A 22,337-nucleotide genomic window follows, 5' to 3' on the forward strand; every position below is an offset into this window, starting at 1 on the left:
CTTATGCGGATCGCTGAACCAGACCAGCGCCCGACTTGGCCGACCATGCGTGGACGGCCTTGCCAAACTCTGTGAAAAGCGGACGTGAGACGGGATCGTTTTCGGCGTCCCACTCAGGATGCCACTGTACGGACAGCGTGAATCCCGGCGCATCTTTGATATATGTCGCCTCGGGGGTGCCGTCTGGTGCGTGGCCATCAATGACGATGCGGTGCCCCACGGTTTTGATCCCTTGCCCGTGCAAAGTGTTTGTCATCACCTCGCTCGCCCCCAGTAGACGGTGAAAAATACCGCCTTCGGACAATGTCACGATATGGCGAAGGGCAAATTTCTCCTCCAACGTCCCGTCAGGGGGCATACGATGGTTCATCCGGCCCGGCAGGTCGCGGATCTCGGGGTAAAGCGTTCCGCCCATCGCCACGTTCACTTCTTGAAAACCCCGGCAAATGCCGAAGAACGGCTGCCCGCGTTCGACGCAGGCCCGAACCAGCGGCAAGGTAATAGCATCCCGCGCACGGTCAAATTCACCATGCGCATCGGTTGCGGACTCGCCGTATTCTTCTGGATGCACGTTCGGGCGTCCGCCGGTCAAAAGAAAGCCATCGCAGACCTCAAGCAGTTCCTCGACCGAGACATATCGGGGGTCCGCCGGGATCAGCATGGGCAGGCACCCCGATACGTTCGCAACCGCCTCAGAATTCATCGTCCCACCCGCGTGGGTCGGGTATTCATCATTAATCAGATGCGAGTTGCCGATAATACCGACGACGGGTCGAGCCATTCCGCTTTCCCAATTTTTTCGTGACCTTTTCACAAAAAACTACCGACCGGGTCACCAGCGCGCAATAGCACACGCCCTGAATGTTAGCGCAGGTACATGTTCAACGCTGCACACAGGGCAAAAAAGCAGCAGCTTTGTTGCCCTGCTGTCCAATTGGAAAGCGACGCTTCAATCAGCGCCGTCAACCAAGTGGATTAGATCTCGCCAGTGAGGCCTGCAGCGTCGATGCCGGCCATACCTGCAACGGCGTCATTGTCGGACGTATCGCCCGTCACACCAACCGCTCCGATCACAGCGCCTTTCCGGTCGCGCAGCAAAATGCCACCGGGCACGGGAACAACTTGGCCGCCATAAACACCGTTCACAGCGGCCATGAAATAAGCCTGCGCCTCAGCTCGCTGCATCTGAGCGGTACCGGCCATGCCCAGCATGACCGCGCCATAGGCTTTTCCCTGCGCAATCGCAAAACGTCCCGGCGCGGCGCTGTCTTCGCGCTCGAACGCGATGACGTGCCCGCCTGCGTCCAACACCACCACAGAAAGGGGCTTCAGTTCCATCTCGCGCCCTTTTTCAAGGGTCTTGCGAATGATTGTACGGGCTTTGCGCAAAGAAACTGCCATGTCGTGTCCTGTTTTTCGAATGTGGTTAAAGGCTGGCTTTCAATTCCAGACGGCGGGCATGCAGCACTGGTTCGGTGTAACCAGAGGGCTGTACGCGCCCCTTGAAGACCAGATCACAAGCCGCCTGGAACGCAATGCCATCAAATCCCGGCGCCATCGGGCGATAGGCTGCATCATCCGCATTCTGTCGATCCACGACAGCCGCCATCTTTTTCATCGCCGCCATGACTTGTTCTTCCGAGACCACATCATGGTGCAACCAGTTAGCCAATGCCTGAGATGAAATCCGGCAAGTTGCGCGGTCTTCCATCAGGCCGACATCGTGAATATCAGGCACTTTGGAGCACCCGACCCCCTGATCGACCCAACGCACCACATAGCCAAGGATGCCTTGCGCATTGTTTTCGATTTCGGTTGTGATCTCTTCATCACCAAGATTACGGCCTGCGAGCAGCGGAACCGTCAGCAGGTCATCCAACGTTCCCCGCGCACCGCCTTCAGCAAGCGCGTCCTGACGGGCCAGCACGTCAACCTTGTGATAATGCGTGGCGTGCAGCGTTGCGGCGGTCGGCGATGGAACCCAGGCACAGGTGGCACCTGATTGCGGGTGCCCGATTTTGGCCTCCAGCATTTCCCCCATCCGATCCGGCATGGCCCACATGCCTTTACCGATCTGCGCTTTGCCTTTCAGTCCGCAGGCCAAACCGATGTCGACGTTGCGATCTTCGTAAGACGCAATCCACGGCGTTGCCTTCATGTCGCCCTTGGGCAGCATCGGACCAGCCTCGATTGAGGTGTGGATCTCATCCCCTGTGCGATCAAGGAAGCCGGTGTTGATGAAGGCAACACGGTATTTCGCAGCCCGGATGCATTCCTTGAGGTTGGCAGAGGTGCGGCGCTCTTCGTCCATGATGCCAAGTTTGACGGTATTGCGCGGCAGGCCGAGGATGTCTTCGACCATGTCGAAAATCTCGACCGCAAAGGCAACTTCGGCGGGTCCGTGCATTTTCGGTTTGACCACGTAAACCGAACCTGTGACCGAATTCCCGCCAGTGCGCTGCAGATCGTGCATGGCGATCAAGGTAGTGCACAGCGCGTCCATCAGACCTTCGCCGATCTCGTTTCCTTCGCCATCCAGAACCGCCGGGTTGGTCATCAGGTGGCCAACGTTACGCACCAGCATAAGGGATCGCCCCTTCAGCGTCGCCTCCGCTCCGCCAGAAGTGGTGTAGTTCAGGTCATCGGCTAGCTTACGCGTAAAGGTTTTGCCACCCTTGGTCACGTCTTCGGTCAGATCCCCTTTCATGAGGCCCAACCAGTTGCCATAGGCCACAACCTTGTCTTCTGCATCGACACAGGCCACCGAATCCTCGCAATCCATGATCGTGGACAGGGCAGATTCCAAATGCACATCTGCAATACCAGCCGGATCGGACGCCCCGATATTGCTGGACGCGTCGATGACGACCTTGATGTGCAAACCATTGTTTTTCAGCAGAATGAACTCTGGGCTGTCTGCCGAACCACCTAAGCCCGCAAAACGCGACGGATCAGCCAACGCAGGCTGTAACGCGCCATCCTCGACACGCAACTCGGTCACGTCCCCCCACGACCCGCTGGCCAGTGGGGCTGCGTCGTCGAGAAAGCCTTTCGCCCAAGCGATCACGCGCGCGCCGCGTGCAGCGTCATACCCGCCGCCGGATGGTAAATCACCCATTGCATCAGTCCCGTACAGCGCGTCATAAAGGCTGCCCCAGCGTGCATTGGCGGCGTTCAGTGCAAACCGGGCATTCGTGATCGGCACAACCAGTTGCGGCCCGGGGATAGCTGCAATTTCAGGATCGACATTGGCGGTTTCGACTTCGAAATCATCACCCTCTTGGACAAGGTACCCGATCTCGCGCAGAAAGGCCTGATACGCATCGGCGTCGTGAACCTGGCCTTTACGTTCGATATGCCAGGCGTCCAGTTGCCCCTGGATCGTTTCCCGCGCGCTCAGAAAATCGCGGTTCTTTGGTCCAAGCTCAGCCACCATGCGCGCCATACCATCCCAGAACGCATCCGCGGTCACACCGGTTCCCGGCAGGGCTTTTGCCTCGATGAACTCGGCCAGTACCGGATCAACCTGAAGCCCGCTGCGTGTCTGTCTGCTGGTCATGATCGCTCTCTCCCACGAATGTACGCCACTGTATGCAGCCAGCATTTAGAGTGAAAGTTTCCGATAGGCAACGTGCGAGGCCAAATTTCGGTAAAAAAATCTTACCAAAATCTTCAAACGGCGGCCGAACGAGCCTCAATGCTCTGCTTGCAGCCCGCAACGACACCTCATAACGTCGCGCCAGACCCAAACCGATGCGAGGCCCCCAAATGCGCGACGCTGCCCCAACGACAATCTACCTGAAAGACTATACGCCCTTTGGTTTTCTTGTGGACAGTGTGCATTTGACCTTTGATCTTGCCGCGCATGCGACACGCGTGACGTCTCGGATTGCATTCCGCCCCAACCCAGAGACCACGGACCGCACCTTCTTTCTGCATGGTGAAAACCTGAAACTGATCAGCGCGAGAATTGACGGTGACGAGATCAAGCCCGAGGTCACCCCCGAAGGCCTGACCGCGACCGTTCCCGACACTGAGTTCGTTTGGGAAGCCGAGGTCGAGATCGACCCGGGCAACAACACCGCGCTCGAGGGGCTTTATATGTCAAACGGCATGTACTGCACGCAGTGCGAGGCCGAAGGTTTTCGAAAGATCACATTCTACCCGGACCGTCCTGACGTGATGTCGACTTTTACGGTTCGCATCAACGGTGACCTGCCGGTGTTGCTGTCCAACGGTAACCCGTCAGGCAAAGGAGATGGATGGGCCGAGTGGACCGATCCATGGCCGAAACCCGCCTATCTGTTCGCGTTGGTCGCCGGTGACCTTGTTGCGCACCCGGACCAATTCACAACCAAGTCCGGGCGTGACGTCGAGTTGAACCTATGGGTTCGACCAGGCGACGAAGGTAAATGCGCTTTCGGTATGGAGGCCTTGAAGAAATCCATGACATGGGACGAGGACGTCTATGGCCGCGAATACGATCTGGACGTCTTCAACATCGTCGCTGTCGATGATTTCAACATGGGTGCGATGGAGAATAAGGGCCTGAACATCTTTAACTCTTCAGCGGTTCTAGCCAGCCCGGAAACCTCGACCGACACGAATTTCGAACGGATCGAGGCAATCATTGCGCATGAGTACTTCCACAACTGGACCGGAAACCGGATCACGTGCCGTGACTGGTTCCAACTGTGCCTGAAAGAGGGTCTGACCGTGTTCCGCGATGCGCAGTTCACATCCGATATGCGCTCTGCGCCGGTCAAGCGCATCCACGACGCAATAGACCTGCGCGCGCGGCAATTCCCCGAAGATAACGGCCCACTGTCCCATCCGGTACGGCCCGAAAGTTTTCAGGAAATCAACAATTTTTACACGGCCACGGTCTATGAAAAAGGCTCCGAGGTTATTGGAATGCTGAAACGCCTCGTCGGGGATGAGGCCTACACCAAGGCGCTGGATCTCTACTTTGATCGCCATGACGGTCAAGCCTGTACCATCGAGGATTGGATCAAGGTCTTCGAAGACACCACAGGTCGCGATCTCGGCCAGTTCAAACGCTGGTATAGTCAATCCGGCACACCCCGTGTGTCCGTAAAGGACCATTGGGAGGATGGAACCTACACGCTGACCCTGTCACAACACACCGCCCCCACCCCCGGTCAGGACGAGAAGCTGCCGCAGGTTATTCCTGTTGCCGTTGGCCTGCTTGGCCCAAATGGTGATGAAGTTCGCGCGACCGAAGTGTTGGAACTGACCGAAGCCACCCAGAGCTTTGCGTTTTCAGGACTGGCCGCGAAACCGACGGCCTCGATCCTGCGGGATTTCTCGGCTCCGGTCATTCTTGAACGGGACCAAAGCTCGGCAGAACAAGCGTTCCTTCTGGCCCATGACACCGACCCGTTCAATCGCTGGCAGGCCGGTCGATCGCTGGCCGAGGATACGTTGCTGGGTATGATCCAAAACGACACCGCGCCTGACGCGGATTACCTGGACGGTATTCTTGCTGTATTGCGAGACGGCAATCTGGATCCTGCCTACCGTGGATTGATGCTGGGCTTGCCAACGCAATCTGAACTGGCCGCCGCCCTGCACGAACGCAGCCACACGCCCGATCCGATGGCGATCTGGACCGCGGTTGAGACCCTAAGGCAAGTGACCGCGCAACACGTACAGGACCTGCTGCCACGGTTGCACAGCGAGACAGTGATCGACGAACCCTACAGCCCCGACGCGGTTCAATCTGGCAAGCGTGCCTTGGGTGGGGCGGCTTTGTCACTGACCTCGCGCCTTGATGGCGGCGCAAAAGCAGCCGAAGCGTATCAAGCCGCCGATAACATGACGCTGCAATTGACTGCGCTGTCTTGCTTGCTCAGGGCGGGAAAGGGCGAGACCGAATTGGCTGCTTTCTACGATCAATGGCAACATGATCGGCTGGTTATGGATAAGTGGTTTGGCCTGCAAGTCTCGATGGCGGCACCCGCAGATGCGGCTGAAATCGCGCGATCGCTGACAGAGCATCCAGATTTCAACTGGAAGAATCCAAACCGTTTTCGCGCAGTCATGGGCGCGCTGGCGATGAACCACGCAGGGTTCCATCGCGAAGATGGTGCAGGCTACGCGCTCTTGGCGGATTGGCTTATCAAACTGGATCCATTGAACCCGCAGACAACGGCCCGGATGTGTTCGGCCTTCCAGACCTGGAAACGCTATGATGAGGGGCGGCAAGGCCTTATCCGGGAACAGCTTGAACGCATTGCGAAAACGCCGAACCTGTCGCGGGACACGACAGAGATGGTCTCGCGCATTCTGGCCGCATGACACCGTACAGTTTTACCCGCCACAACAGATCACCGCGCGCCTTTGCGATTCTTATTTGCGTCTACGGCGCGCTGCTTGCGCTGGTGGTGTTGTTTGATGCCGTCTGGTGGCTTGTCGGGCTTTTGGCGTTGCCGACACTGCCTGCCCTTTGGGATATTCTGCAGGACACACGTGCCGGTATGACCCTGGATGAGAAATCGCTGCATTGGTTCACTGGAAACCGAACGGCCGAAGTCAATTTGAAGGATGTCGACTACGTCCGCTTTGACACCCGATGGGATTTTTCGGTGCGCGTTTCTGTGGTTCTAAACTCCGGAAAGAAGATTCGTTTACCGGACGAGTCGACCCCGCCACACAAAGTTCTGGAACCGATTTTTGAGCAGGCCGGGTTCCGCGTAGATCGTCACCATTTCACCGCTTTCTGAACCAAATTACAGCGGCCGGACCACACTATACACATTTCGTGGACAATAACCCCCCTGAATCTTGAATTTTAGCTAAATCCAAGTGAGGGTTTCAGAGGTAAGTTGCCAGTGAAGTTTAGTTATCGAGTGTTGCCATGTTTCGGTTTTTTCAAAGCCAAGAGCCCAAGACCCCCTGCCCGTCCATCGCGCTGACTGCCAACTTGGATATCGCATCCGACGTAAGCGCAGCGCTTCCGGATCGCGGCCAGGTCAACATTCCAGTAGCTGACCTGCAGGCAGGTGATCTGGTGGGACACGATGCTATCGAAAAGGGCCGCTATCTGGCACGTCAGGACCGCTGGGAAGAACTTTCCCGTGAAATGGCCGAGGCAGACGCCGCCCGGGCGTCAGCACCTGACGGAATGCCAATTGCAGAATTGCTGGCCTTCGGGGCGCGTTCGGATGTGGTGCTGGCCGTAGAACATGCTTTGTCCGATGGTAAAGCCCTTTCCGAATACGACCTGCTGTGCGGGATCTCGGAACTCGAAGACGAAATGCGGGAAAATCCGGACGATCCGATGATCGCCCTGGTTGTTGCTTTGGCCCATATTGATCTGGCTTGGGCGTGGCGCGGCACCTCTACGGATGCCAAGCTGCCACCGCTGCACCAATCGCGTTGCGCCGCCCATTTTGATCGGGCCGCGGCGATCCTGCCGAAATGCCGTGAGGCCGCACTGGATAGCCCGATTGTGGCGGCCGCTGACTGCGCATTGCTGGCCGGTCAACGCAAGCTGACGGCGCGTGTTGCAGACAAATACGAACGGCTGATTGAACTGGATCCCCATAACCAACGCCACATGCGCGCTATGGGAACCCACCTGCTGCCCCGTTGGTTCGGAAGCTACGAAGAGCTTGAGGTTCAGGCTCTGCGCAACGCGGCGCGGACCCATGATATCTGGGGCGCCGGTGGATACACCTGGGCACAGTTCGACGCAATTGTACTGGATGACGAAGCCTGCGCGCGTTTGGACGTTGAGTATTTCCTGCAGGGACTGCGGGACATCCTCCGCCACCGCCCCGACCAGCAGACGGTCAACATGCTGGCCGCCTATTGCGCCATTACCATCCAGTCCGGTGCTGGCCGCAACGAGCAAGCGGACGAGGTGCGCGCGCAGATCCACGAGGCCGCCAATTGGCTTATTCGCGATTACATGACTGAACTGCACCCGCTGATCTGGGCGCATGCGGCTGACGGGTTCAACAACTCGGTCCGCATCAACTCGCCTGAACGTTTTGCGGCACGCGGTCACCGCGATGCCCTGCGCGCGATCGGCAATCTGTTTCGCGACGAATTGCGCGATGGCAAGGACGTGACATTTACTCCGGCGGGTCTACGCCTGTCTCAGCACTGAATTCCCCCTTGCCCCTTTGGCGCGCCGGGCCTAATACGCAGGCTTAGACTTCTGCGGATATGAGGCGCGCCATGCTCGACCTGACATACGAAATGCCCAAAATCAAAACCATTGCCGGGGCCAAGCACGATTGGGAACTGGTAATCGGGATGGAGGTGCACGCTCAGGTCTCATCCAATGCCAAGCTGTTCTCGGGCGCGTCGACCCAGTTTGGGGCCGAGCCGAACTCGAACGTGGCCTTTGTGGACGCGGCGATGCCCGGCATGCTACCGGTGATCAACGAATACTGCGTGGAACAGGCGGTGCGCACCGGGCTGGGACTGAAGGCGGATATCAACCTGAAATCGGCCTTTGACCGCAAGAACTATTTCTATCCTGACCTGCCGCAGGGCTATCAGATTTCGCAGCTCTACCACCCCATCGTCGGCGAAGGCGAAGTGCTGGTCGAGATAGGTGACGGCACCGCACGCATGGTTCGCATCGAACGCATCCACATGGAACAGGACGCGGGCAAGTCGATCCACGACATGGACCCGCATATGTCCTTCGTCGACCTGAACCGGACCGGCGTCTGTCTGATGGAAATCGTGTCCCGCCCTGACATCCGTGGCCCCGAAGAGGCCGCCGCCTATATCGCCAAGCTGCGCCAGATCATGCGCTATCTGGGTACCTGCGACGGCAACATGCAGAACGGTAACCTTCGCGCGGACGTGAACGTTTCGATCTGTTTGCCGGGGGCGTATGAGAAGTATCAGGAAACGCAGGACTTCTCACATCTCGGCACCCGCTGCGAGATCAAGAACATGAACTCGATGCGGTTCATCCAGCAAGCGATTGAGGTCGAAGCCCGTCGCCAGATCGCCATCGTCGAAGGTGGTGGCACCGTCGATCAGGAAACCCGCCTATATGACCCTGACAAAGGCGAGACGCGGTCCATGCGGTCCAAGGAAGAAGCGCATGATTACCGCTATTTCCCCGACCCCGACCTGCTGCCGTTGGAGATCGAACAGGCATGGGTAGACGACATCGCCGCCAAGCTGCCGGAACTGCCCGACGCCAAAAAAGCACGGTTCATCGAAGCGTTTGGCCTGACCGACTATGATGCATCGGTTCTGACTGCCGAGGTGGAAAGCGCCGCCTATTTCGAGGACGTCGCCAAAGGCCGTAACGGTAAACTGGCCGCGAACTGGGTCATCAACGAGCTGTTCGGCCGGTTGAAGAAAGAAGACCACGACATCACCGACTCGCCCGTTTCTCCGGCGCAGTTGGGCGGGATCATCGATCTGATTTCATCGGATGCCATCTCGGGCAAGATCGCCAAGGACCTGTTCGAGATCGTTTATACCGAAGGTGGCGACCCGACGCAGATCGTCGAAGAACGCGGCATGAAACAGGTGACCGACACCGGTGCGATTGAGGCCGCTTTGGACGAGATCATCGCCGCCAACCCCGCGCAGGTCGAAAAGGCCAAGGTGAACCCGAAACTAGCGGGTTGGTTCGTTGGCCAGGTTATGAAAGCCACCGGTGGCAAGGCCAACCCCAAGGCCGTGAACGAACTGGTTGCCAAGAAACTGGGCGACTGATTTCTACGCTTTAATCGGATTTGGCGGCAGCGGGTTTCATACCTCTCTGCCGCCTTTTCTTTGAAAAGTTGTCGCAGGGTTCGCGCAACACCTCGGACTGAAATTGCTCAGCTCGCTTTGATGACTTTCCCAATAGCGCCAACATGCTAGATTGCCGGGAACAGATAAGTAGGAAGATCCGATGCCGCGTTACGAATACAAAGTTGTTCCCGCTCCGCAAAAAGGCGCCAAGGCGAAGGGCAGCAAAGCTGCCGAGGACAGGTTTGCGGCATCCATCGAACAAGTTCTCAACAAAATGGGCCAAGACGGGTGGGAATACCAGCGCGCCGAACTACTGCCCAGCGAAGAACGCGCTGGCCTGACAAGTTCGACCGTCAACTGGCGAAACATTCTGGTTTTCCGACGTGAGATTGAAGTGGCCTTTGCAACGACCCGAGGCCCCACCGAAACGCCGGACGGCGTGGCGCTAGCCCAGCCGGTTCCGGGCCCTGAGGCTGTTATCGCGCCAGCACCAATCGCCGAGCAGGTCAAAGAACCCCCGTTGTCACTAAAAGGGGCTGAGGCGATGCCAGAGCCGCAGGACAAACCCTGACCTTAAGCCAACTTTGTTAACCGCAGCACGCCTTGCCTTCTTGGATAGGTGGGCACGGGACGGTTGCGTAAGAACAAAAGACGCAGCAGTCGCCCGGTCGTGGTTTAAGAACCTCACCACATGATTTGCATTCGTAGAACCACTGGCAGGCATCCGTTGGCATGGTTTCCGTTTCCACGTGACGGCACAAAGGACAGGTGAGCGTTGATTCAAGTATTATATCAGCCATTTGCCTGCCCCTGTTTCGGAAATGCCCCGGTTGTCTTCAAACCCCAATGTCCAGCGCCAGCGCGTGGATACGCGGGACGATATCGCCCAGCGCTTTGTGCACGGCCCGGTGACGAGCTACACGTGATTGGCCTTCGAAGGCTGCAGAACGAATCCGCACGTTAAAATGGCTTTCGCCGCCTTCCTGAAAGCCCGCATGACCCCGGTGGCTTTCGCTGTCGTCAACGACGTCCAGCTCTGTGGGGTCAAAGGCGGCTTGCAGGCAGGTTCTGATTTCTTCGGTAACAGTCATTTTTACGCTTAGCGGCAAAAATTTTACCGCTCCCCTCTTCTACTTTTGGCTGCTTAGACTAAACTGCTGCCTCCGAGTCGAGAAGATGCGTTCTTAAGGATCACAGCATGACGAAATCAGACCCTTTCGGATTCGATATGTCCGTCTCCAGCGCCAAGAAAAAGAACCCGCGCGGACGTCGGGGTATGTCGGGTGCGTCCGAGACCTCGGTCCGAATCTGTGACCATGAGGGCTGCGAAGAGGCCGGAAAATTTCGCGCACCCAAGGCGCCAGACGTGCTGGATGATTTCTTCTGGTTTTGCCAGCAACATGTGCGCGAATATAACCAAAAGTGGAATTTCTTCGACGGCACGACCGAAGCCGAGATGAACGCGCAACGCTCGAAAGACAAGGTCTGGGAGCGTGAGACCAAGCCCATGGGCGACCCCGAGGCCCGCGCCTGGGCCCGGCTGGGGATTGAGGATCCGCATCAGGTGCTTGGTGCGAACGGAACGCAGAACAAGGGCCGCACGAGCGGCGGGGGCGGTCGCCGCCTACCCCCGACCGAGCGCCGCGCTATTGAGATTCTCGAAGCCAACGACAGCTGGACAAAGGCCGAAGTGCGTAAAGCCTACAAAAAGCTGATCAAAGTATTGCACCCGGACATGAACGGTGGCGACAGATCTCAGGAAGATCAGCTGCAAGAGGTGGTTTGGGCATGGGATCAGATCAAGGATAGCCGTAACTTCAAGTAAATACGGCGTCCTGACGTTGACTTTGCTGTCATTAGCGTAAAGCTGAAAACAGGGGCTCGTCCCTTGTTTGGCAGAATGAACCATTGTTCAGATGACGCATAAAAAGCAAAAACCCCTTCGTGCTAAAATAACGCCGGATCATCCGCTTTTTGACATTATCGCGGATGCCTATCGCGTTTTCACCTACCCAAAACCTCAGAGTATCGAGGTCTGCGAAGGGTGTTGCATGGACGCTGACATCGAAGCCGATTTTTTCACACCGGACATAGACCAGCTTCCCCTCCATTATGTGCAGGATTGGTTTTTTGCAGCATACGACCCCAACGGGATTGCAAAGGCGACATGGGCGTATCTGCTGCCACGGATTCTTGAAATCCTTGCTGTCGATGGCGAGGTTGCAAGCGTCGGGCTTGAAGTCAGTCTGAGCCGTTTCGATACCGGCAACCCCGAGAATTGGTCGACGGAAGAGTGGCAAGTTCTGGACAGGTTTCGTCAAGCCTTTCTGCACCGCGAGATCATGCGGGAACGAGAACCGCTTGACGACACGCTCTGTATGTTTGCGCTGGCGGGTTGGTCGCTAGACGATCTGTTGGATCAGGTCGCCGCTTCACCGGACGAGGTACTGGTTCAACGGTTCTGGAATGACTGGTGCCGTCATCGCATCCCCGGGCGGGAATCCATCTGGATTACGGCGTTCTGGGAAAGCCCCGGAAATACACGTGTCTACGAGTTCTACACTTCGCCGGCTTTGTACAAACGAGTTGAGAAACTAGCTTTGGATGATGACACCGAACCAGGGTTGGCTGAAAAAGCGATTGCCGTGGCGCAAGTTATCGAAAACGCAGTTATCTGACGCAGGGTCCTTCATCTTTGGAAAAGGCAGTTCCCCATCCGCGGATAATCAAACCGGGAACTGTTCTACTGCCGCGAAATAACATCGGCCAATAGCGCGGCTTCGGGACGCTTAAGACAACGAAGCCGGGTTTGTTCAACATGGCCTTCCATCCGCAGCTCGGGGAACAGCGCGCGCAACTCTTCCACGTCTTCGCGATGAAATGATTTCAACGCTTGGTCCCCAAGAAAGAGACTTTCGCTGTCCAGACCTTGCGATCTCAGAATGACATGCTCGCTACAAGCGATGTGGAAATAGACCACGGGCGCGTCGGCCTCGACCCGGCGGATCGTATGATCATTGACCAGATGTATCGCAGCGCAAAACACTTTGGGTTCGCCAAAAAACAGTTCGGCCCACCAACCTTGAAGCACGATCCGGTGTTGTGGCGAAACGTAAAGATCCCGATCAGGTATTCCGACGCCAAGCGCATCTCGTTTAATGCAAACCGGTCGAAATTCTGGACGTTGCTGTAGTTTCTCTGTGCTCAGCGCGCGCTTTCCGATCCAAACGATTGGCAACGCGCGACCATCCGCGACGCACAGATGATCCCCTACAGACAGATCCTCGACCCGCCGCGGTCCTTCTACTGTGTCGATCCAGGACCCCGCGACAAAACAAGGTGGATCGGTCGGGTCCAAATCCCCGACAGTGATTTGCCAATTGCCGGTGCTGAGCGGCCCGGTGGGATCGACTGGGCTGAATGCGTAGATTTCACCGTCAACCTCAATGAAATCAGCCGCTTCGTCCGTGCCGCGAAACGTCCCCTGCCCAAGGTAGGTGTAGGGTACAAACGTGTCGCCACCGTCGAACGAAACGGTCAAACCTGAGATGATCGCCGGGGTTGTAGACCCCTGAACAATCATATCACCACTTCCGTTGGTTTCGTTGACCGAATGAAGGAGCGCATCAAATGACATTCATCATGCTCCGCCACCAATGGGCTGTCCAATTCGTGCGTCGACACGCAGTGTGGGCATAGACCGAGGTCGGCTGCAGACCATTCACCATCTCACTTTGTAAAGACCATAACACACATGGCCCTAGACCGATCTTAGAGCGCCTTTACGTAGAGTTAAATACCCCACTCATAAAGCTGACTTCCTACGTTGAAATAGACAAAAGCTTTGTCGATAGACGACAATTTGGCCAGTAAGGCATGGTAGATGGGCGTTTTGTCCAACTGGTTCGCTTTGTGCGCCAATCGGTCCATTTCCAAAGAAATATCATCTGTGCGCATAAGGCGCGCGGCTTTTCCTTGCCCTTGCCCGGAATATGTTGCACCACACACGGGTTCAGAAGCCCGCGCGCAGATGCGGTATCAGGAATAAGGACGACAGGCATGGATTGGCCGATTGACGCAAACGCACACCCTTCAGAAGAGATCTCGGTCCGCGAAGTCTTCGGCATCGATACTGACATGCAGGTCAAACGCTTTTACGAAGTGACCGAGCGGGTTCCGGAAATCGACGCAACATACAAGTTCGACCCCGAGACCACTTTGGCCATCCTGGCCGGGTTTACCCATAACCGCCGCGTTATGATCCAAGGCTACCACGGTACGGGTAAGTCGACCCATATCGAACAAGTCGCGGCACGGCTGAACTGGCCCGCCGTACGTGTGAACCTGGACAGCCACATCAGCCGGATTGACCTGATCGGTAAGGATGCGATCAAGCTGAGAGACGGCGTTCAGATCACGGAATTCAGCGAAGGTATTCTGCCTTGGGCTCTGCGGAACCCTGTTGCGATCGTGTTCGACGAATACGATGCCGGCCGCGCGGACGTCATGTTTGTTCTGCAGCGTGTTCTGGAAGCCAACGGGAGCCTCACACTGTTGGACCAGAATGAGATCCTGACACCGCACCGGTATTTCCGCATGTTTGCCACAGCGAACACCGTGGGTCTGGGTGATACGACCGGCCTTTACCACGGGACTCAGCAAATCAACCAAGCTCAGATGGACCGTTGGTCTTTGGTGGCGACACTGAACTATCTGAGCCACGATGCTGAAACCATGATCGTGCTGTCGAAGGCCCCTCACTACAACACGGCAGAAGGGCGCAAAACCGTCAGCCAGATGGTCACTGTGGCCGATCTGACCCGGACCGCGTTTATGAACGGCGACCTGTCGACTGTCATGAGCCCGCGTACCGTTATCAATTGGGCCCAGAATGCCGAGATTTTCCGCAACGTGGGCTATGCTTTCCGCCTGTCGTTCCTGAACAAGTGTGACGAGCTGGAACGCCAGACAGTGGCCGAATTCTATCAACGGTGCTTTGACGAAGAACTGCCGGAAAGCGCCGCGAGTGCGAGCTTGGGTTGATATTTTTCTTTGTCATAGCATCTTGCTGGGTTGTTCTTGATTCAGCTTGGCTTTTTGACAAAGTTGGATGGAAGAAAACGGCGCCTTCAGACATGACGGCGTCGCAATATGTCCACCTGACACGGCTGCGTTGGGAGTACTTTATACTCTTTTTGGCAGCAATGATCTGGAGCACGTTCATTGTCTAAACCAAACGACAATCCCGCCGATCCGTTCAAAAAGGCCTTGGCCGAGGCCACCAAGGTCATGGCCGATGACGCTGAGCTGAACGTATCTTACACGGTAGACCCCTCGGGCCTGTCGGGAGAGTCGATGCGTTTGCCACAGGTATCGCGCCGGATGACTCGGGAAGAGGTGCTGCTGGCCCGTGGCACGGCGGATGCGCTGGCCCTACAACGCAGATACCACGATGACGCGACCCACGCGCGCTATGCACCTCCGGGGGACATGGCGCGCGATCTGTACGAAGCGATGGAAACCGCCCGCTGCGAGGCTATGGGCGCGCGGGATATGCCCGGTACGGCGTCCAACATAGACGTCAAAATCAGCCACGAGGCGATCCGGCGTGGCTATGATCAATGCAAACAACCCGCAGATGCCCCCCTGTCGGTGGCCGCGGGTTATCTGATCCGGCATTTGGCAACAGGGCGAGAGCTGCCACCGGCGGCCGAAAACATCATGAACCTCTGGCGCGGGTTTATCGAAGAACAGGCTGGCGGGGTACTTGAAAACCTTGACGAAGTCCTGTCCGATCAGGCCGAATTTGCCAAATTCGCCCGACAGATGATCAAGGACCTTGGCTATGGCGACCAGCTGGGCGACGACCCAGATGAGCTGGACGACGAACAAGAGGACCAGGCCGAGGAAGACGCAGAAGAGCAGCCCGATCCTGATAGCACTGGACAGGACGATCAGGAAGATCAGGACGCGGACGCCACGCCGGAACAGTCGCAGGAAGAACAGCAGGACCAGTCGCAGGCCCAGGTCTCAATGGATGAGATGGCCGATGAAGAGATGGGGGAAGAGGCGGAAATGCCCGAGGGCGAAGCTCCGCTTGAACCACCTGCCCCACCCCCTGCCTCGGAGGCTGATCCGGAGTACAAGGTCTACCTGAACACGTTCGACGAAGAGATCGCCGCCGAAGATCTTGCCGAACCGGCCGAGCTGGAGCGGCTGCGCGCTTATCTTGACCAGCAGCTTGAACCGTTGAAAGGCGCCGTCAGCCGCTTGGCCAATAAATTGCAGCGACGCCTGCAAGCCCAGCAGAGCCGCAGTTGGGAATTTGACCTTGAAGAAGGCATTCTGGACGCTGGCCGGCTGGCCCGTGTGGTCGCGAACCCGACCACGCCGCTCAGCTTCAAAATGGAAAAAGACACGGAGTTCCGCGACACTGTCGTAACGCTCTTGCTGGATAACTCGGGCTCAATGCGTGGGCGACCGATTTCAATTGCAGCGATCTGTGCAGATGTTCTGGCGCGCACCTTGGAACGGTGCAACGTCAAGGTCGAAATTCTGGGCTTTACCACACGTGCGTGGAAAGGCGGCAAAGCCCGCGAAGAATGGCTGAATGCCGGGCGTCCACAGCAGCCGGGTCGCCTGAACGATCTGCGCCACATCGTCTATAAAGGCGCCGATGCACCGTGGCGGCGCGCCCGTGCTAACCTTGGCCTGATGATGAAAGAAGGTCTGCTGAAAGAGAACATTGACGGTGAGGCGCTGGAATGGGCGCATCGTCGGATGATGATGCGCAGTGAACAGCGCAAGATCCTTATGGTGATCTCGGACGGTGCGCCTGTTGACGATTCAACTCTGAGCGTTAACCCCGCGAATTACCTGGAAAAACACCTGCGCGATGTGATCGCCATGGTCGAGCGTCGTAAGATGGTTGAACTGCTTGCCATTGGCATTGGCCACGACGTTACGCGCTATTACGACCGTGCGGTGACGATTACAGATGTTGAACAACTTGCTGGCGCGATGACAGAACAGCTGGCTGCGCTATTTGACAGTGACCCGCGTGCGCGGGCGCGTGTCATGGGGATGCGAAAAGCGGGCTAAGTCGCTTACTCGAAACCACGAAACAGGGCTGGCCTTGTGCCAAGGGAGGTATGATATGTTTCAGTCCTTTGCTGTTACGGCACGACCAGAACAGGGCCCGCCCCGACTGAAGGCTCTGCGTGCCGAACTGGCAACCGAAGAATTGGATGGCTTTCTGATCCCCCGCGCCGATGCGCATCAGGGGGAGTACGTCGCGCCAAGGGACGAACGGCTTGCGTGGTTGACCGGTTTCACAGGTTCAGCGGGCTTCTGCGCGGCGTTGAAGGACGTTGCCGGTGTTTTCGTCGATGGACGTTACCGGACACAGGTCAAAGCACAGGTAGCCGAGGATTTTACGCCGGTTCCTTGGCCCGAAGTAAGCCTCAGCGCGTGGTTGAAGGAACAACTGCCGCAGGGTGGCAGGATCGGGTTTGATCCCTGGCTTCATGCAGCGGGTCAGATCGCCAGCGCACAGAAAGAGCTGAAGGACAGCGGCATCGAACTTGTGCGCTCGGATAATCTTGTGGATCGCATATGGGCAGATCAGCCCGCGCCGCCCATGAACCCCGTCAAATCGCATCCGATCGAATTCGCAGGGGAATCCGCCGACGACAAGATCGCGCGTTTGTCCAAGGCCTTGAAGGATGCAGGCTGTAGTGCCGCAGTGATAACGCTGCCAGACTCCATCATGTGGCTTTTGAACATTCGCGGCACAGACATCGGGTACAACCCGGTGGCCCACGGCTTCGCCATTTTGCACGCGGACGGTCGGGTCGATCTGTTTATGGCCCCGGAAAAACTGAAAGTCCCGCTAGGCGATCAGGTTTCCGTTCACCAACCCGATGTCTTTTTGAATAGTATTGCCGAATTGGACGGCAAAGTTCAGGTAGATCTGGGAACGTTACCGCAAGTCATTGCAGACATACTCGAGGGCAAAATGGTCGACGGTGGTGACCCTTGTGCCTTACCGAAAGCCTGTAAGAACACCGCAGAAATCGCGGGCAGTGCCAAAGCGCATCTGCGCGATGCCGTCGCAGTGATTGAAACCTTATGCTGGCTTGACGCGCAACCTGCGGGAAGCCTGCGCGAGACGCAGGTTGTCTCGCAGTTGGAAAACAACCGGCGCAAAGACAGCGCCCTTCAAGATGTTTCGTTCGATACGATTGCTGGCACCGGCCCCAACGGTGCGATAATGCACTATCGCGTGACCGAAGAGACCGACAGCGTTCTGGAAGACGGGCACATCCTGGTGCTGGACAGTGGCGGCCAATACCTGGACGGCACGACCGACATCACGCGAACGATTGCAATCGGCACCGTCGGACAGGAAGAGAAAACCTGTTTTACGCGCGTGTTGAAGGGCATGATCAACATGTCGATACTGCGCTGGCCCGCTGGTTTGGCCGGGCGTGATATTGAAGGTATTGCCCGCGCTCCGCTGTGGATAGCAGGTCAGGATTTCAACCACGGTGTCGGTCACGGTGTCGGGGCGTACCTGAGCGTACATGAGGGGCCTCAGCGCCTGTCAAAAGCCAGTCACGTACCGCTCTGGCCCGGCATGATCCTGTCCAACGAGCCTGGTTACTACCGCGAAGGTGCGTTCGGAATTCGCATTGAAAACCTTGTGGTCGTGCAGGAAGCGCCCTCTTTACCAGGTGGTGACGACGAGCGGGCGATGTTGAACTGGCGCACGTTGACCTACGTTCCGATAGACCGTCGACTGATCGTGGTCGATATGTTGACGCGCGAAGAACGGGATTGGCTCAACGCTTATCATCGTGACGTCGCGAAAAAAATTCGCCCCAGACTGGGCGCAGAGGCCCAACTGTGGTTGGATGCCGCAACAGCGCCGATCTGACATCGGCCTGTTACAATACAAGGGCAGAGGAGAGGCCCGAACTACGACAAGGGTTAGGAGAAACGATGACCGAGATCACTATTCGCAAAGCACCGGGCAAATGGGTTGTTCGCTCTGGTGGCGCTATTCTGGGCGAAAGCACGAACGCGCTGGAATTGCTTGAAGGCGATCTGGAACCGGTTATCTATTTTCCACGCAACGATATCGCGATGGCTTTTTTGGACGTCACCGACAAAGTCACGCAATGCCCACACAAAGGCGACGCCACGCATTTTTCAATCGTCAACAAGTCATCCGTGACAGAAAACGCAGCTTGGAGCTATGAAGCACCGATCCGCGACGTGTCCGATATCAAAGACCATGTGGCCTTCTATCGAGCGGACTCGGTCAAGGTTGAACAGATTTAACCTCTAGGTATTTGACCAAATACTTATTTGGTCATGCGGCTCTTAGAGGAAACCCCTTCCCTTTCTGACTCGAGGAAACAAACCACTGTGCTCCGGTATTTAGGCTGATCACGTCCTGCTCACGCCACTGTTCAATGAAATTTGACACAAGAGCTGCATGATAGCCTTAATCATAACCGGAGGATGCCATGTCGATCACCCGCCGCAGTTTCGCAGGACTATTGGGGGCTGCCGCTGCCCTGCCCGGACCACTTTGGGCACAAAGCGACCCTGTTCTCGAAGCTGTGAGATCCACGCTCTACGCAAGCAACGCTGAATTCGAACGCAGCATGGCTTTTCTGGTCGAACGTGGAAACCCGGATGTGGTCCCTGCCCTTTTGACCGGGATGCGGTTTGGTCGTAGGCGCAGTGATGAAATCGCCGAAGTTATGCGCACTCTGACCGGGGCCAATCTTGGGACCGATTGGTTTGACTGGATGCTTTGGCAGGAGCGGAACCCACAAATCGTTCCTCATCCATCGCTGATCCCGTTCAAACGCGAAGTTCTTCTTGGAATTGACACGAATTTCGATGATTTCTTGCGCCCCAAGTACCTTGAGCGGGACAAGATGAAAATCCGCCTGGAAGAGATTACCTGGGGTGGCGTGCGCAAAGACGGCATCCCGTCTTTGGATAATCCAACCCTGATCCAGGCCTCACGCGCAGACTACCTGAAGGACGATGATCTGGTCTTTGGGGTTTCGATCAATGGGGACGTGCGTGCATATCCGCTCAGGATCATGGGATGGCACGAGATGTTCAACGAGGTGATCGGCGGCGTTCCGGTTGCATTGGCGTATTGCACCCTTTGCGGGTCAGGGATTTTGTTTGAAACGCAGGTAGCAGGTCGCAGTAAGCCGCTGGTTTTCGGATCCTCCGGATTTCTCTACCGCTCAAACAAGTTGATGTTCGATCGCGAGACACACTCGCTTTGGAATCAATACACGGGCAAGCCGGTTGTCGGACCCCTTGTAAACAGCGGGATCGAGTTGAAGCAGCGTCCGGTGGTGATCACCACATGGGCAAGCTGGAAGTCATCGCACCCGAATACAAAGGTACTGTCTTTGAACACGGGCCACCGGCGGAACTATGGATCCGGGGTGGTGTATAACGAATACTTCTCCTCACCCGAGTTGATGTTCCCCGCGCTCGTCGATCAGTCTGAGCACAGACAAAAGGACTACGTTTTTGCCATTCGCCAATTTGGCGCGGCACGCGCTTGGCCTTTGGACGCGTTCAATAATACCCGTGTCATCAATGACGCGATCAGCAACCGTTCCCTGGTTTTGGTCGGCAACCCGAACAAGCGCGCCGTACGCGCTTATGAGCGGAAATCGAACCGGTTCAAGGCCGCTGACGGCGGGCTGGTGGATCAGTCTGGCCAGAAATGGACTATGACCGAAGAGGCGTTGATCGGACCGGATGGAACCCAATTGCCACGCGTTGCCGGACATATTTCTTACTGGTTTGCGTGGGATAACTACCTGGGTGACGCAGCAACGGTTTTTGACGGCTAGGAGTGCTCTTCAGCCGCCGTTGCGGCCAATGCACGGTTATAGGCCTTGAGCGCGTCGATATGGAACAAAGCACCAACCGGATTTTCACACCCGTCTTCGTCAATGACGACGACCGGGATGCAAGGAATGTCATCCCGGTCGAAATAAGGCATCGCAGCCTCTAGCGTGGCACTGGCATTCACGCAGAGGCCCTTTTCGATCAAAGCCATTGCCTCATCCCGGGTGATCGAACGCGCGTCGCCGATGGGCCGCATAACTGCGCCTGCCCTTAGCATCGCCAACAGATAGGCTTGCGGGCCAGCCGCCAGATGAACGTCACGCCTTTCCAACTGGGTCAAAAAGAACGATCTATCAACAAGCCGCGACGCCAACGCAGTCGACATCGAGACCGAGACCATAACGGCCAGACCGATCTGCCAGTCCCCGGTAAGCTCAAAAACGATCATGGTGGTTGAAATCGGCGCGCCTAGAACGGCTGCGGCTACTGCCCCCATCCCTGCAAATGCATAAAGGGTATGTGTCCCCGAGACGTCTGGTAACAGGCCCGTTGCGATCAGGCCGAATGCCAGCCCTGTCAGCGCCCCCACCATCAAGGATGGGGAAAACACCCCTCCGCCCATGCGTCCGCCCATCGTGATCGCCAAGGCGACAGTTTTGATGACCGCAAAGAGGATCGCGGCAGTTAGCGCCAGATCTCCGGTCAGAGCGCGTATCGTCGTTTCATATCCCACGCCAATAATATGAGGAAACCAGATCGCGATCAGGCCCAGCATGGCCCCAGCCACAGCCGGGCGCAGCCATCCCGGCAAAGACAGGCTGCTTTGGATATGGTTGCCAATATCTTCTGCAAAGAAGATGGACCGCATGAGCAACAGCGCCACCAAACCACAGATCAGGCCCAATATCAGGAAGGCTGGCAACTCCACGTAGAATTGCAGCGACCCAGGCGTTTCCAACGTGAATTCGGTAACGTCACCGTATTCGAGGCGGTTAATCACCGTCCCCGCGACAGACGCGATCACAATCGGGGCGAACGCGTGCACGGCAAAATGGCGCAGAACGACCTCGAGCGCGAATAAAGCCCCCGCAATAGGCGAGTTAAAGCTGGCAGACACAGCCGCTGCCACAGCGCAGCCCAACAGATCGCGCCCCGTTATGCCATCGGCGTGAATGCGGTTACTGACCCAGGTCGAAATCACCCCGGCCATGTGCACCACTGGCCCCTCTCGCCCGCTCGAACCGCCGGTGCTGAGCGTAACCAAAGAAGCAAAAAGGGATGCGATACCCGCTTTTACCTCGACCCGTCCGTTGGTCAGGGCGGCCCCTTCGATTACGTCGGCAACTGATCGTACACGACCGTCATCGGTGAATTTGTGCAAGATCAGCCCCACGATCAAACCGCCGATAATCGGGGTGATCAGAACAACGAACCAAGGCAGCTTTTCAACATGTGTGTGCAGCAAAAGGATGTCTTCGGTATCATAGACATAGGCCTGCAATCCACGAATGGCCTTGCGAAACCCCAGCGCCATGAAACCGGCCGCGATTCCGATGGCAAGCGCAATGAACCAGAACTGTATCTGGCTGGGCCCGCGCCGCCGCATCACCCGCCACGCATCCTTCATCGCGGCCAAAGCCTGATTCAGCTGGTTGCGCAGAACAGTGCGGGTGGACTGGGTCATTTGCCCTCGGGGA

The 22,337-nt window shown here is 56.9% G+C and carries 20 protein-coding genes; 12 read left to right on the top strand and 8 right to left on the bottom strand.

The features are described 5' to 3' along the window. Window position 1: 1 nt before the first annotated feature. The 3 genes from ACR0DG_RS08035 to ACR0DG_RS08045 form a co-directional block, all read right to left on the bottom strand. Window positions 2-781 carry a gamma-glutamyl-gamma-aminobutyrate hydrolase family protein gene (locus tag ACR0DG_RS08035; RefSeq protein WP_480696045.1) on the bottom strand — a complete coding sequence of 260 codons (780 nt, stop codon included), beginning with the start codon at window positions 779-781 and terminating at the stop codon, window positions 2-4. Between the two features lie 194 nt (window positions 782-975). Then, window positions 976-1,401, bottom strand: a complete 426-nt coding sequence (locus ACR0DG_RS08040; protein ID WP_480696047.1) for a GlcG/HbpS family heme-binding protein — start codon at window positions 1,399-1,401, stop codon at window positions 976-978. A gap of 25 nt (window positions 1,402-1,426) precedes the next feature. Beyond that, complete coding sequence (locus ACR0DG_RS08045; RefSeq protein ID WP_480696049.1) at window positions 1,427-3,559, bottom strand: malate synthase G; 2,133 nt, start codon at window positions 3,557-3,559, stop codon at window positions 1,427-1,429. 209 nt (window positions 3,560-3,768) lie between these two features. Between ACR0DG_RS08045 and pepN the strand changes: the two genes are divergently transcribed. The 5 genes from pepN to ACR0DG_RS08070 all read left to right on the top strand — a co-directional run bounded on the left by pepN (window position 3,769) and on the right by ACR0DG_RS08070 (window position 10,312). Continuing rightward, on the top strand, window positions 3,769-6,321 hold the full coding sequence (gene pepN, locus ACR0DG_RS08050) for an aminopeptidase N (protein WP_480696051.1): 2,553 nt from the start codon (window positions 3,769-3,771) through the stop codon (window positions 6,319-6,321). Beyond that, complete coding sequence (locus tag ACR0DG_RS08055; protein ID WP_480696053.1) at window positions 6,318-6,746, top strand: hypothetical protein; 429 nt, start codon at window positions 6,318-6,320, stop codon at window positions 6,744-6,746. The genes pepN and ACR0DG_RS08055 overlap by 4 nt, the downstream gene beginning before the upstream one ends. Window positions 6,747-6,880: 134 nt before the next feature. Then, a complete protein-coding gene (locus tag ACR0DG_RS08060) occupies window positions 6,881-8,137 on the top strand; it encodes a hypothetical protein (protein ID WP_480696055.1) in 1,257 nt (418 codons plus the stop codon). A gap of 71 nt (window positions 8,138-8,208) precedes the next feature. After that, window positions 8,209-9,720: an Asp-tRNA(Asn)/Glu-tRNA(Gln) amidotransferase subunit GatB gene (gatB, locus tag ACR0DG_RS08065; protein ID WP_480696057.1), complete on the top strand. Its 1,512-nt coding sequence runs from the start codon at window positions 8,209-8,211 to the stop codon at window positions 9,718-9,720. Between the two features lie 181 nt (window positions 9,721-9,901). Further along, the gene (locus ACR0DG_RS08070) at window positions 9,902-10,312 is read left to right on the top strand and encodes a DUF4177 domain-containing protein (protein WP_480696059.1); all 411 of its coding nucleotides are present in this window, start codon (window positions 9,902-9,904) and stop codon (window positions 10,310-10,312) included. 16 nt (window positions 10,313-10,328) lie between these two features. Here ACR0DG_RS08070 and ACR0DG_RS08075 read toward each other — a convergent pair whose 3' ends face one another. Beyond that, entirely contained in the window at window positions 10,329-10,541 is a 213-nt protein-coding gene (locus ACR0DG_RS08075) for a GDCCVxC domain-containing (seleno)protein (RefSeq protein WP_480696060.1), read from the bottom strand. Window positions 10,542-10,577: 36 nt separating this feature from the next. Next, on the bottom strand, window positions 10,578-10,832 hold the full coding sequence (locus tag ACR0DG_RS08080) for a BolA family protein (protein ID WP_480696062.1): 255 nt from the start codon (window positions 10,830-10,832) through the stop codon (window positions 10,578-10,580). A gap of 107 nt (window positions 10,833-10,939) precedes the next feature. Between ACR0DG_RS08080 and ACR0DG_RS08085 the strand changes: the two genes are divergently transcribed. Together ACR0DG_RS08085 and ACR0DG_RS08090 are read left to right on the top strand one after the other, a co-directional pair. Next, complete coding sequence (locus ACR0DG_RS08085) at window positions 10,940-11,566, top strand: J domain-containing protein (protein WP_480696064.1); 627 nt, start codon at window positions 10,940-10,942, stop codon at window positions 11,564-11,566. Window positions 11,567-11,657: 91 nt separating this feature from the next. Then, window positions 11,658-12,419 (top strand): hypothetical protein, encoded by a 762-nt coding sequence (locus ACR0DG_RS08090; protein ID WP_480696066.1) that lies wholly within the window; start codon window positions 11,658-11,660, stop codon window positions 12,417-12,419. A gap of 65 nt (window positions 12,420-12,484) precedes the next feature. On the opposite strand, the gene ACR0DG_RS08095 is transcribed toward ACR0DG_RS08090, so the two are convergent. Then, window positions 12,485-13,378 (bottom strand): Hint domain-containing protein, encoded by an 894-nt coding sequence (locus tag ACR0DG_RS08095; RefSeq protein WP_480696067.1) that lies wholly within the window; start codon window positions 13,376-13,378, stop codon window positions 12,485-12,487. A 155-nt stretch (window positions 13,379-13,533) separates the two neighbouring features. Then, window positions 13,534-13,698 carry a hypothetical protein gene (locus ACR0DG_RS08100; RefSeq protein ID WP_480696069.1) on the bottom strand — a complete coding sequence of 55 codons (165 nt, stop codon included), beginning with the start codon at window positions 13,696-13,698 and terminating at the stop codon, window positions 13,534-13,536. Window positions 13,699-13,800: 102 nt separating this feature from the next. Here ACR0DG_RS08100 and cobS point away from each other — a divergent pair, with 102 nt between their 5' ends. The 5 genes from cobS (at window position 13,801) to ACR0DG_RS08125 (ending at window position 20,642) form a co-directional block, all read left to right on the top strand. After that, window positions 13,801-14,784: a cobaltochelatase subunit CobS gene (gene cobS, locus ACR0DG_RS08105; RefSeq protein WP_480696071.1), complete on the top strand. Its 984-nt coding sequence runs from the start codon at window positions 13,801-13,803 to the stop codon at window positions 14,782-14,784. 180 nt (window positions 14,785-14,964) lie between these two features. Then, the gene (gene cobT / locus ACR0DG_RS08110) at window positions 14,965-16,842 is read left to right on the top strand and encodes a cobaltochelatase subunit CobT (protein ID WP_480696073.1); all 1,878 of its coding nucleotides are present in this window, start codon (window positions 14,965-14,967) and stop codon (window positions 16,840-16,842) included. A gap of 55 nt (window positions 16,843-16,897) precedes the next feature. Next, complete coding sequence (locus tag ACR0DG_RS08115) at window positions 16,898-18,679, top strand: aminopeptidase P family protein (protein ID WP_480696075.1); 1,782 nt, start codon at window positions 16,898-16,900, stop codon at window positions 18,677-18,679. Window positions 18,680-18,744: 65 nt separating this feature from the next. Continuing rightward, window positions 18,745-19,086, top strand: a complete 342-nt coding sequence (locus tag ACR0DG_RS08120) for a DUF427 domain-containing protein (RefSeq protein WP_480696077.1) — start codon at window positions 18,745-18,747, stop codon at window positions 19,084-19,086. 188 nt (window positions 19,087-19,274) lie between these two features. Then, a complete protein-coding gene (locus tag ACR0DG_RS08125) occupies window positions 19,275-20,642 on the top strand; it encodes a DUF3179 domain-containing protein (RefSeq protein WP_480696079.1) in 1,368 nt (455 codons plus the stop codon). Here the strand turns inward: ACR0DG_RS08125 and ACR0DG_RS08130 are convergent. Further along, complete coding sequence (locus ACR0DG_RS08130) at window positions 20,639-22,324, bottom strand: chloride channel protein (protein ID WP_480696081.1); 1,686 nt, start codon at window positions 22,322-22,324, stop codon at window positions 20,639-20,641. The genes ACR0DG_RS08125 and ACR0DG_RS08130 overlap by 4 nt on opposite strands. Between the last annotated feature and the right edge of the window lie 13 nt (window positions 22,325-22,337).

The sequence above is a fragment of the Ruegeria sp. BG8 genome (genome assembly GCF_056538325.1).